The sequence below is a fragment of the Ruegeria arenilitoris genome (genome assembly GCF_013030265.1).
GTDB lineage: Bacteria > Pseudomonadota > Alphaproteobacteria > Rhodobacterales > Rhodobacteraceae > Ruegeria > Ruegeria arenilitoris_E.
The window spans coordinates 1-12,332 of the sequence record NZ_WPZQ01000008.1 but is presented as its reverse complement, the minus strand read 5'-3'; the positions used below and the strand labels follow the sequence as shown (position 1 = coordinate 12,332).

Annotated in this window: 10 protein-coding genes; 3 read left to right on the top strand and 7 right to left on the bottom strand. The window is 50.2% G+C overall.

Going from position 1 to position 12,332, the window contains the following annotated elements; all coding sequences use genetic code 11:
• Window positions 1-3: 3 nt before the first annotated feature.
• The 4 genes from GOX61_RS14810 to GOX61_RS14795 all read right to left on the bottom strand — a co-directional run bounded on the left by GOX61_RS14810 (window position 4) and on the right by GOX61_RS14795 (window position 3,717).
• On the bottom strand, window positions 4-348 hold the full coding sequence (locus GOX61_RS14810; RefSeq protein WP_170334955.1) for a hypothetical protein: 345 nt from the start codon (window positions 346-348) through the stop codon (window positions 4-6).
• A 1,292-nt stretch (window positions 349-1,640) separates the two neighbouring features.
• Window positions 1,641-2,006, bottom strand: coding sequence for a hypothetical protein (locus GOX61_RS14805; RefSeq protein WP_170334953.1), 366 nt, complete (start codon window positions 2,004-2,006; stop codon window positions 1,641-1,643).
• Window positions 2,007-2,083: 77 nt separating this feature from the next.
• Window positions 2,084-2,746 carry an SOS response-associated peptidase gene (locus GOX61_RS14800; protein ID WP_170334951.1) on the bottom strand — a complete coding sequence of 221 codons (663 nt, stop codon included), beginning with the start codon at window positions 2,744-2,746 and terminating at the stop codon, window positions 2,084-2,086.
• A gap of 539 nt (window positions 2,747-3,285) precedes the next feature.
• The gene (locus tag GOX61_RS14795; protein ID WP_217353881.1) at window positions 3,286-3,717 is read right to left on the bottom strand and encodes a hypothetical protein; all 432 of its coding nucleotides are present in this window, start codon (window positions 3,715-3,717) and stop codon (window positions 3,286-3,288) included.
• Between the two features lie 399 nt (window positions 3,718-4,116).
• Here GOX61_RS14795 and GOX61_RS14790 point away from each other — a divergent pair, with 399 nt between their 5' ends.
• Window positions 4,117-5,439 carry a tyrosine-type recombinase/integrase gene (locus GOX61_RS14790; RefSeq protein ID WP_170334947.1) on the top strand — a complete coding sequence of 441 codons (1,323 nt, stop codon included), beginning with the start codon at window positions 4,117-4,119 and terminating at the stop codon, window positions 5,437-5,439.
• Between the two features lie 50 nt (window positions 5,440-5,489).
• On the opposite strand, the gene GOX61_RS14785 is transcribed toward GOX61_RS14790, so the two are convergent.
• The 3 genes from GOX61_RS14785 to GOX61_RS14775 all read right to left on the bottom strand — a co-directional run bounded on the left by GOX61_RS14785 (window position 5,490) and on the right by GOX61_RS14775 (window position 9,745).
• Window positions 5,490-7,511 carry an ATP-binding protein gene (locus GOX61_RS14785; RefSeq protein ID WP_367646970.1) on the bottom strand — a complete coding sequence of 674 codons (2,022 nt, stop codon included), beginning with the start codon at window positions 7,509-7,511 and terminating at the stop codon, window positions 5,490-5,492.
• Window positions 7,512-8,005: 494 nt separating this feature from the next.
• A complete protein-coding gene (locus tag GOX61_RS14780) occupies window positions 8,006-8,701 on the bottom strand; it encodes a hypothetical protein (protein ID WP_170334945.1) in 696 nt (231 codons plus the stop codon).
• A 399-nt stretch (window positions 8,702-9,100) separates the two neighbouring features.
• Complete coding sequence (locus GOX61_RS14775) at window positions 9,101-9,745, bottom strand: recombinase family protein (RefSeq protein WP_170334943.1); 645 nt, start codon at window positions 9,743-9,745, stop codon at window positions 9,101-9,103.
• Between the two features lie 972 nt (window positions 9,746-10,717).
• On the opposite strand from GOX61_RS14775, the gene GOX61_RS14770 reads away from it, so the two are divergent.
• Window positions 10,718-11,311, top strand: coding sequence for a hypothetical protein (locus GOX61_RS14770; protein WP_170334941.1), 594 nt, complete (start codon window positions 10,718-10,720; stop codon window positions 11,309-11,311).
• 336 nt (window positions 11,312-11,647) lie between these two features.
• On the top strand, window positions 11,648-12,332 hold a 685-nt coding region (locus GOX61_RS14765; protein ID WP_217353880.1), incomplete at its 3' end, for a M12 family metallopeptidase.

The window sequence follows — 12,332 nt, the reverse complement described above, 5'->3', positions numbered from 1 at the left end:
CATCTAGATCCTCTTGATGTTGTCCAAGCACAATTTAACACCGACTGATCCGACGCCGGTACGACCAGGCAATCCAATTTCTTTCTGAAGTGTCTCCGTCCACCTGTTCCGCTCCAACACTGTAGCGTCCAGGTTAAAACTGTGGTTGCGGTTGAGCCATATTCCGAGTTCTGCTGGAGCATCCTTTTTAGGAATCTGACAAGCAGTTGGGTCATAGCTCTCAGCCAGCGTTGGCTGTTGCATTATCCCGAGACATAGACAGGTTCCAAGGAACATGCTTGCTAAGGATTTTTTCTGCAAACTCTTGCTCATATACCCAAATTTGAAATTTGTATAAGTTTTGCTCATGCATGCATAGATTGTGGTTGGGGTCAATGCTCACCCTTCCGATTGTGTGGTTGGTCTGACGACTAAAAGCCCAGCAATTCAACGCCTTGTCTGATGCGTTTGCGAAGTTGCTAAGACGGACTTACCACTGCGTAAATCCGATGCCAGATACCCGATCGTGTTGTCACGAGTTAGGAGGCTGCATTGAAGACTATAACAAGAACTAACCACAAAGCTGCCTTTGTGGCTCTTTGCTTGGTTTCGGCCAATTAACGAACCAGATGCTGAGAATAGCAAACAAGTCCAGAACCCCATGATAGGCTACCTATTCCCAGAACTTTCTTGGCCTTAGATCTTCAGCTATCTCGTCATATGGCTGCGGAAGTTTGCCCATCAGCTCCTCAGCTACTGATTAGGTAACAGTCGATCCGATATCTTCCAAAGAGTGCCTGTGACTCTGTAGCTGGTAGTGCCAGATGTCATTGAATGCCACCCAACCTCAATGTCTTCACCCTCTAAGAAGACACAGTTGCCAGTCCGAAGTTCAAGCGCCTTGCCAAACCCTTGGACCGGTTGTCCGTCCACCAAAACCTGTGCGGTGACATAACGTTCAACATTGGCAGGCTCTGGGAACTGCTTAGTTTTGTGAATACAAAGTTCGTAGAACCCTGGAACGCCGGATATAAGGACCGAGGAAGGTTTACTGTCCGTCGCGATAGAGTACCAATCCATAGTCCAGTCCGAAGATACCGGCGTCATGTGAAAGCCTTGCAGTGTTTCGTTGTCTAGCGGTGCAACGCTTCCCTCAAAATAGTGTCCGTGATAAGGGTTGGCGATCCTGGGTTGTCTGCTCCATAGGACTACTTTTTTGCCTGTCACTACCGCGCACGAACCGGGCGGCAAGCTTGCGTTGTTAACACCAACTCGCTCATTGTCGGTGTAGATTTCAAGCTCCTCCGACTCTGAGGTGGTATCCATAATCTGACCGTCCCTACACAATATGTACGTCCGAAGTTCGCTTGTGTTGGCAATTAGCGTGCCGTACCCAGTCTCGTTTCCAGACGGCTGTTGCGCCCAGACGTGAGTGAGTTTCCATTGGTTGTGAATCCTGTTGGCAGTTTCATCCGTTTCAGTTTCCGCATGCGCGATTGTTCCGGATGACAATATGGCGGCCAAGAGTTGAATGGATCTAAGCATATGCAATTCCTACTAAAACCTTTCTGTTTCACCTAAGATCAATAGATCGCAAAATGAAAGAAAAAGTTGATTTTGTAGCCAATCATTTTTGGGTAAGCTGCTTTGCTGGTTGTAACTTAGCCTTGCCTGTCACTCGCGCAGCATGAAGCTGGTGCTACTTCTTCAACAGGCTGGATGAACTTAAACGATCCCTCGCCACACAACTCAGGATCGGCAGTGGCGAGTGTCAGGCCGAACCTTTCGATCAGCGTGACGGCCACATCGATGTCCAGCAGATAGAATGACATGGCGTCTCGGGATCCGCGTGACAGGATCATGTCTCCGTTCCAGCCCCAATGACCGATGCCAGCGCATTCATTCAGCCAGTTCTGGATTTCGTTCATCTTCTGCCCAAATCCTTCCTCTGGGACGCACACCCGAACCTTGATCGGGAAGTACTTCTCGTCAGCGGCCTTCTTTCGGGATCTGCTATTGGTCGGCATCTATCAGTGGCTTCCTGTGCAGCGTTTTGAACGACACAGCCCGCTAAGGATGTTCGACTGACGCTTCAGCTCGCGATCTACGCTGACCCATCTTGCGGTGCGCTGCGTGCGACGATTTCCAGAACGCCATCGGGCAGGGGGCGTTGCAGAGCTTGCGCCTCCTCCCAAGGGGCGGTTAGCCATATTTCGATCTCGTTTTGACCGGTGAGTATGACCGGCATCGCCTTGGGGTGAATCGCACCCACGACATCATTTGGCTCAGTCGTCAGGAACCCAAATAGGTCGGTTGTTACTTCACCTTCCTTGAGCTTTCGAACGCTTGTCCAGTTCGTCCATATCCCGGCAAAGAAAGCCAGCGGTCGATCTTGGTTAAGCGCAAACCAAACCGGCTCGGATTTACCTTCGGCGTTTCGCCCGGGTTCGGAGAATGAGGTAAACGGCACCACACATCTGTTTTCCACACCCAACCAGCGCCGCCAGTGCGGGCTCTTTGTGTTCCGGACGTTGGTGACACCCCGATCCACTTTTTTGCCTTTCAAGGCGAACACAGGGCTCGGCATGCCCCATCTGGCCATGGTGAGTTGCCGCTCGCCTTTATGAATCCGCGTGATCGGTGCTGAGTAGTCCGGATAGATGCCAGGCTGAGGCGCAAGGTTGCCCACGGCCTCGGCCACCGTCATGGCTTCGGTGATATCGATGATTGCCTGTCGGCTGGTTGTGTTGGAATACAGATTGCACATCTGGTCAGGCTAGGGATGAAATTTGGATTGGACAAGTTAGAAATGTTCCCTAAGTGTTCTCATTATGCCCGCCGCGAATCCCCCGATACATCCGCACCCCGGAAAGCCCGTCCGCAAGATGAAGGATGCGGCGCGGGACAAACAGGTTATAACACTGCGCTGTAATTTGTGTCAGCGGAAGGTAAATTTCCTCGCTGAAGATCTGGTCAAAGTTGTTGGTCCGGATTGGCCGGTCCATCAAGCCCCGTTCCCGTGTCACAAGCACGGTCGTGAGTTCGTTGATACGCGGGCGTGGCGTCCTAAACCCGAACATTTGGGTCGCGTGGCAATCCGGCGACCGTCCCGATTGATTCAGACTTGGACTACGATGATGCTGGGGGATTGATAATGTGCCATAGGGCACTGCATTGAAAATACTGTATTTACTCAAACAGCGATAGGCGAAGTGAGACACGCCATAATGCGTATTCACCGTGTGAACACCAATCCGCGCTCGTTAGTCGAAGTCTGATTGGTGATCACTACGGTTGTATGTCGACCTAAAGCACAATGGGTTCCTTGATGCTTTCGCCCATTGGGACGACGATTTCATTATTTGCAGCGTGAATTCTGAAACCTGTTAACGGTTTCCCTGGCCCCCAGTAGTTCTCAAGATCAACATCGATTAGAACGCATTGGCCAGCAATGGGCGAAATAACTTGAAGAACAAGGCCAGATGGCCTCTCGGCGACAAAATCTAGATCAAGTATTCCATCCTCTGGGGGGGTGACATAGACCCATGATGTCAGCTCTCCATTTTTCCAGCCGCTGGTTGTGACAGTACCCTCTGCGCTCACGACGACATTGGGTGGGAGCTTCTTTTGTAGAGCGAAGGTTCCGGATTCGACTGAAGCGACTCTGACGTAAGACATAGCAATTCCTTTCTCAAAAACATCAAAAGTGCCAATATGTGCACGTTTCTTCCATAACACACATCGACAAAGAAATCTCTGAGGTCTTCATACTTACGGGGGAAAGCAATCTTACCGGCAACTTGGGACTGGTATATTCGATTCATCAAGAAGCTTACATCATACATCGGCTATCGAGTATGAGCGTTGTCGCGCAAAAAAAGCCGCCGCTGTAACCGCTTATGTGAGCCGATCAGATATTATGGATATCCAAAGCCAAAAGTTAACGCTAGGTACGCAAAAATTACGCAGATGCTGTTCTAATATATTAATTCTAGAAGAAAACCGTAGTCCTCTCGACCGCACCAGAACTAACTTGATCAGTTGGTTCTTGGCCTTATAAACAAGGGCAATCAGCATTTTTCGAGTGTGTCGCATAACGCAAACAGCACACACGGACAGCACACAATGGCCCTTAGAATGACGATCAAGTACATCGACTGTATCAGCGACTCCCAATGGCGTTTCCGCAGAAGGTGGCCGAAACGGGTGCGTGAAATCCGTGGTGAGGACGCTTACCAAAAACACATACAGGCACGAGAAGGGGCTGCTTTTCAACGCGAGTACCAATTTCACCTCAGAAATTTTGACACCATTGTTGAGGATACGCTTAGGCGGAACCCAACGGTTGATACTCGGTCAGCAACACAGAAGTTCATCGACGCCCAGCGCATAGCCGAACACTACATGTCAAGCATCCAGGGTCTTGAAGATGACAGTTGGACACGCGGTGTCTTGGCCGATGGTTTGGCAAAGCAAGGGGAAGCGCCGGAGGTGGTGGCCGCTGTATTGAACCCAGATGCGGAGCCCCCGAAACCGACCTTGGCTGACATGCGGGATACTTACGCTCAAGACAAAGGTCTTGCTGATGACCGGAAGGCCATGGTGAGAATAGATCGCACGTTTGGTCGCCTGAGTGATGCCCTGAAGAAACCTCTGGAAGATGTGACTATTGAGAGCATCGACCGCCAGACTGCTCGCAGCTTTATGGATCATTTGTTGCGTCTCAAGAAAGCCAACGGCCAGCCACTCGCGCTTAAGTCATGTCAACGTGAAGTGATCATTGTGGCAGCGGCTTACAACCATTCTGTCAGGGAATTGGAGATACCATCGGAGCGTAACCACTTCGAGCGCCTTCCGTGGCCCAAGGAACAGATTAGCTCACTAGACAAGAACGTCCCGTTGCCAGATAGCGTCGTAGATGCTGTTCAGGAGACCCTTTCGGGTGGGCGCAGCAAAGACCTACCTGATATGTGGCGGGTACTGAAAGGGACGGGGATGCGACTAGGGGAAGCCTGCGGTCTTCGCGTAAGCGATGTGGACCTGATGGGGGAAACACCATCCATCCTTGTCACCCCCAACGAAATCAACGGTATCAAGAACAGCAACAGCGACAGATACGTCCCGATTGCTTCAGATACGCTCAGGGAGACTCTCAGGAAGCGTTTAGAGGGGCGCACCGGCAGTGAGCCGCTGTTTCCTTCTTATGGACGCGACGGTGGCCCTACGGCTGCCTCTGCTGCGCTGATGAAAGCGGTCAGAAAGATCACCGACGATAAGCGCATGAAGGTCCACGGGCTGCGCCACAGGGCAAGCGACAAGCTTAGGGATGTAGGGGCACCTGTAGAGGTGCGTCACGGGTATCTCGGTCATTCTGCGCAGTCGGTCGCTGAAAACACCTACGGTGGACGTGATGCGCGTTTGAGAGAGTTCGCCAGTTGGGGTAAAAAAGCTGATCTGTAGGCGCAGATAGAGTGCGTAACTCTCGCGATCAGGTTCCTTCGGCTTGTACGCTAGTCTGTGCTGAAGAAGCTTTTCGAACTGATGCCTGCTTTGTCGAAGAAAGCTTGGTTTCTAGTACGCGCATCGCCAATCAATTGGTCCCAACCCATTAATTCGATAGACCCATGAAATCCGCTATTTGGACGGTAAATCCGACCGCGCCCGTCAGCCGTTCGTTGCCAAGAATACGTCCAAGTATCCATATTTCCCACGATATCAGCTACAATGAAGCAGTAAAATATAGTGTTTTGATCAAGCTTAATTGGTCGCCCACGAACGTCCGACAGTCCGCCAGACTGTAGGCGCTGTACGTAACGCTCTACTTGGAACTGCGGGTTCTCGTCATTAGCATAGTTTTTCCGTCCTGGGCGCTTGAACTCAACAAGCAAGACCTTAGAGGGTTCTTCGGTTTGCCGCAGGCCATGGACGTGATCAAAAATCAATACATCGGGCCGTTCGTCGCTTTTTATGGCTGAGGACATTTTGCTGAATTCCACATCCGAGCTAAAATATTGCGCGAACGTTAGCCTTTCATCGACAATCCACAAATCGTGAGATGCGGCTGGCTCCACTTTGCTGTCGCCGCTTTCTATTGTTTTTACCTTTAGTGGGCAAATAAACGAGTGAAGCAGGTCTTCTCGCTGATAGGAACTGTCTCGCGTGTCGTCACGGACTTTTTCAAGTAGGATTTCGATGAAGTCTAGAACTACCTTTCTACGGACAACATACTCTGCGAGGCTGCGTTGTTCAGCATCTTCGATTGCTTTTCCTGCATCCGCGATAGCTGCGCTGAAAGAGTTTATGTCAGCGGCACTTTCTTTTAAGCGCTCTAAGACTGTTCTGATTTTCTCCGCTTGGCGCTCGTCGCGCCGAAATCGCTCGCGGGCGAGATGACCGTAAATTGCATCCTCTTTCAATTCCCCTGAGGGGACTCTGTCTTGCAGTTCGTGCACATCTCCAAAAGCGACAGAGGGGTAGGTGGCTGTAATACGTTCGATTTTTCCCCTCTGTTCGTTCCGCAGTAGCGCCAAAGGTTCCTTCAAAAATTCCTCAAATTTCTCCGCACAGACATCATTAATTATTCGCTCTATGATGACATCTTCGAATGTAAATGCAGTGCGCTCTTGATTTACGTTTTTGTCCAAGAACTCACCAGTGACAATGGAATGGAAGACACGGTCGGAGCCTTTTCCAAAGAAGCCGAGCCCCAACTTTCCGTCGATACACTGTGAATGAACTGTGCGGTCGTGGGCAATGAAATGGACAAAATGTTTCCCCTTCAAGTCCGCACTCGCTACTCTATCGCATTCCATTAGAGTTAGCTTCAAGTCCCCGTATTCGGCGGTCGGGATGGTTTCCTGCGGAGTTCTGCGGTGGACAATATCAGATATTGCATCTGGGTAGTTGCGGGTCTCATCACCAACTCGGACAGTAACGAGCGGACTGCGCCCATCTATGAATGTTGGCAAAAAATGTGACGTAAGATGCTGGAAAATGAAACTGTCTCTGCCGGGGAACTTCGCCCTATATCCGTTGTCTCTCAGATCTTCGAAGCGAACGTAAAACCCGGTATCGCCTGCATCTGTCGCGGGTCCTTCGGAAAGCTCTTTTATCTGGTCATCTAGTGTTAACTCAAAGCTAAACGAACGGCGCTGCAGTTCAGGGCTGCCGTTGTTGAAAACTGATGATACCTTGATCTTCTCGAAGCAGTCGAGCCACATCAGCCTTCCTACGCCTTTGCCACCAATCGCTATTTTGTTGTCCGTGTCAGTCGTTGTAAACGCTTCCCAATTCTTTTCATCCAACCCCCTGCCGTTGTCTTCGACGGTTGCCCAGACGCCATTTTTTGTTCGGTTGGTGCTTACCTCGACAATGACCCGGCCACTTTTTGATACTGCCCCATCAAATTTACTCTGTGTCGAGTGGATTGCGTTACTTACAGCCTCGAACAGTGGCTGCATAGCACCTGCAACATTGGTTGGTTTCGGTAATCTTTCAATGCGTTTTACCAAATTGGGTCGAAGTGATGGCACTGCGAATATCCTCAAAGTTGTTTTCTTTTAATAGCAATCACCTAGCATCATCTAGTTGATTTCGTCGATGGTTGATTTCGAAAAAAAAGCGGCCACCCGAAGGTGACCGCCAGTGTTTTAATATGATTACCTCGGTAGTTCCGAACCCATCATGTGCAGCCCATTCCGAACGATGAAGGCGTTCTGGAAGAAAAGCGTCGATGATAATGCTCTCCAATCCCGCTGACTGAAGTCATAATCAGGGTTCAGGAATGATGCTGTGACGCCCTGTCCTACCTGCTGCGCCTTCTGAATGAGGTCGGCAGTGGGGTTACTCGTCGGGAGTTGTCATTTGTAGCCTCATGGAAGCAGTGCTTGAAGACCCACAGTAGATACTCACCGTGTCCCTTTTCTGCCTTCACCGCTATCAGTTCTTCACCAATCTCCGCAGCGATGTCCTTAGCGGTGCGTCCTAAGGAATGCCGAGGGAATTGAAGTAATCGGGTCCCACTCCTTCACGGGCAACTTTTGCCCAAACAACCGGCCACGAGGTCTCGGGTAAAAATATCGTCACCATGGTCAATCCAATCGTCAGTTTCCGGTGGGTGATTTGGCTTGATGTACCGAAGCTCACATTTGCATGTGTGACCGCATAAACAGAACTGCACTTCATCTGAATTGATGGGCGTTCCATCGTTGAGCCTTGGGTTTGGCCCTACAGGTGCCAGAGGGTCACGCTCAGTTTCATCGTAGGTGGAACGCGAAGAAGACCTGAAAACCGGTTGCAGCTTTATCATCTCCTTGCGCGCGGGAGACCAGAAGTCTGCGTCTTTGCCGTCGGTGAACAGGTTCCGTTCAAGCCACTCGGTAAACCATCCCGCCATGATGGGGTTATACCCTTTGCGAGAGCTTTCGACCAACTCAATGAACCCACGAGGGCTGATAAGGCTGCCCCTGTTACGATGGCCATCAGGGAACCTGAACGGGGTATCTTTGATCTTGATTATGTCAGGTGGGGACACACGCTTTAGAGTCCGTCCAAATCCGCCTTTTACATGTTCCGTGAACCGGGCAAAGCGCAATACATCCGACCCATGGAACCAGATGTTTCCATTAGAGACCAGTATATCTATTTCCTCTCCATCATGGCTGAAGACATGACGGGCGGAGACCTCGGTGAACAAGGGTTCATTGTTAATATCTGTGAACATGATGAGCCTGTTCCTTAGGGTCAGCCTTAAGCTGTCCTTGGGGTTGGTTTAAGGGTGATGGGTAATCTTGGTCTCCTTCGAAGAAGTCGATCATGGTCTTCCTGATAGAAGGAGATGATGGAGATGCCTGACCTTTAAACTACTTAAAGGGTTATGGGTGGGTATTTCAGGGTGGGTATCCCCAATAACTACTCAGCAAAGCCGGTTAACTTGGGTCCAACTTGCGAAAGTAACTGATCAAACACCCCACCTAACAGACGGGTTTCAAAGATTTGGAGGCTGCCAGAAGGCCCCTGTGAGGGCTGCTTGAAGAAGCGGTCAGAGGTGAGATGCGGTTCTGTTAGGGCAACTATGGGGGTTAATTGGTGTCTGAGGTCACTTAACCCGGACCCGTTCGGTTTACATACCCCACCGTGAGAGGGCGACATCTGCGGCAGACTTGTCACGAGCGATGCGAATAACCGTGTTGCGATGCACACCTGTTTCCTTCGCAATGGATGAGTGCCCCAGACCTGCATCCAGTAACGCTGCAATTTGGTCAAACTGCACCCGCGTAAATCCCGGTTTGCGTCCCTTGAATTTCTCGGGAGCGGTCGCCTTGTGATGGGCGATACCGGCTGCCTGTGCTTCCTTGGTGGCCTGTGCTTGGGCCTCGGCTTGTGCCGCCATGAAACCGATAAGGGCGTCCCTCACGGCTTCGTCGGTTGCGCTCTTGGGGTGCGCTTCAAAGGTCTGCTTATTGATCACCGTCTTGATGGTAACACCGCGTCTCAGGAGTTCCCTGAGCGTGTCGGTGACATCCCGATAGTTTCGACCCAAACGGTCCAACCAACGGACAACTAGCGTGTCCCCCTCCCGGAGTTTGTAAAGGAGTTCCTTACCGCCTTCCCTGTCGGCTAGCCGAGTACTGACCCCTGAGGTGCCGTGGTCGGTGATTACATCTTCGTCGAGAATGTCAAAGCCAGCGTCGCGGGCCTGCACAAGTTGGTGTTCACTGGTCTGTTCTGATGTAGAGACGCGGGCGTAAAGGAATGTCTTGGTCATGGGATGCCTGTTCATTTGACTTCTGTTCACAGACATGATGTGTTCACATGGAAAGGTCAACCCTATTGAACGCCCGTGCGGCCAATGCTCGACTTGTTCGTAAGAGCATACCTTACTGAACAACAAAGCCCCGCCGTGAGGCAGGGCCGTTTCGCTAATGTCAAATTGTGCCTTTGATATGTGTAGATAACGCGGCTCGTATTGAAGCGGCTTTAATTGGACGTAAGCGACCTAAGCGCCATCGTTCTTGGGCGGTGGTTCGTAAACGTCCAATAGTAACGACCAGCATCGACAATGACTTCTCACGGTCCCTCGCGGGTTACCTTGAAGGCCACCGAATGGATTTCGCTTTGAACGAGGATATCGAAGGGACCGAAGCAGAAGTTAAAGATGATCATGAAGTTATTCCTATTGTGGTAGTGCCGCATCACGGTGATGCAATGCCTGGATGAATCACCTAAGGGGATGCTTCAACCCTTTATTTTTGCTGTATTTTTAGGACTTTCCCGCAGGTGGAGATAAGGCGGGTGAGGGTGCCCCTAGTGGGGGGTGATGCGCGGCATCCTATTTTATCTCGGGGTCTCGGATTTTTGCGCCCCAACTTTTTTGCGGCATGATCTATTTAATCGTACCGCAATACTTCCTACTTGATCGCGCATGAAACCAAGTAAGTCGTGCCGTTCTTAGCATTCTGCAGTAACCTTTGAACGTGTTCATTGACGTGACTAATAAGGTACCCCCTTGCAGCTAGCGTTTGTCCAATAGCGAGCATCTAGACGGCTTTCTTATCGAAATTATCAAGGCACAAAAGACCGTCGCCAGCGATGAATTCAAATGCGCTCGCCTTGTTCACTCTTAGGCTGTGTTTCTGATTTCAAAAGGAAATAAATGGCACTTGGCAAACGCGCGGAAGTAAGGCAGCGTTGCTATAGGGGATAAATTGTTAGGGAGTTTGGTTTGTCAGGAGTTACCTTGACCGATGTGACCGGCTCAGATCAATTCATACGTGTCGCCTATTTTTCGGCAACTATTGAAAGCGATGTTCACGAAACGGATATCAAATTTGGAAATTGGTACCTTAGCCAAGTTCAATTAAAGATATTCGAGCATCTGAACGGGACCATTCGACACGCGGCTAGAAGAAGATCAAGATTGCCGAGAGAACAAGGCGAGTCTACCCGTGACCATTTAGCCCGCGTCCGCAAAGCAGAAGCATCAAGAGCCTCGCAACTTATTAGTAGCGTTGGCGGCTTTGCAAACTACTCAGATGTTGTGGTCGGAGCAAAAATTGTGCTCGGTTCAATTAAGATCGAGGATGGCGAGGTTAAGATCAAGAGTAAGTCGCTTGTGGTAATGTTGGCCGTTCTTGGGGTAATATCCGGTGGGGTGCTGAACTACAGCGAAGCAAAAGCGGAAATTCGTGCGCTGCAAACCGATTTAGCAAAGATTTTTTTTGGCGTTGAGGGTGCCGAAGTACGAACATACACCTGTGAGTTGCCATCCGAGGATGTGATTTTGTTTAAGATAGAGGAATTGATTAGCGAGCAACGGAATAAATCCAAATGACTTAGTTGCCAGCTACAATGTGCTCAAGAAAACCGAATTGCCTACATTGCTTTTGATTTTTAGCTTACATTTTTATTGGTCGTATGTAGCCTTCCCCCTTAGTCAATACGACTTTGTTGACAGACACGGACAGCACACGCTAATCGTCCATACAGCACACATTCGGGGGAACCTGATGGCTGCCCTAGGGTGTTTTCCCTATAAAAATAAGGGGTCATAGGAGCTGGTTCGAAATCACCGGATGTAGCGGGCAATGCTGAAGGGTAGCCAGGTTTTAAGTGGACATTTTGGGGAGATCAGATAGCGTTTCTAGTTATTTCAAGAGGAGTGTATTTTATGAGACACTATTGCAATGTATTGGCACTGTTTTTTGGAACGCTTATTTTAGCTGGTCCGCTTTGTGCAAGGCAAGATGGCTACGTTTTGGCACCTTCGGTGTGGCCGAACTTGGAAATTCCAGTTTGTTGGGAAAACCCGTCTGCAGCAAACCAAACAGAACGTCAGTGGGTCCGTGACGCCGTAGAAAGAAGCTGGGAAACTCACTCTGAGGTCGACTTTAACGGTTGGGGCAGTTGCCCCAATGGAACCTTTGCGGGTGTAAGAATCCGGGTTGCCGACGAAGGCGCACACGTTAAGCGACTTGGGCGCTATCTTGCCGGCGTACGAGACGGTATGGTTCTAAATTTCACTTTTAACTATTGGAACTCAGGATGTAGTCCAACGCGAGAACAGTGCATTCGTTCCATCGCTGTTCATGAGTTTGGCCATGCACTTGGTTTCGCACATGAGCAAAACCGACCAGATACCCCAGCTTGGTGCAATCAAGAGCAAGGCTCTGATGGAAACGTCCTTGTTGGTAACTGGGACAGTGCTTCAGTGATGAACTACTGTAATGCTGTGTACAATAACAATGGTGTTTTGAGCCCGACCGACATTGCAACTGTTCAACTCTTCTATGGAGCGCGCTTCAGTTCACCGAAAATCTGGGTGAATAGCTATGGGATTGGAGCCGGCGGTTGGG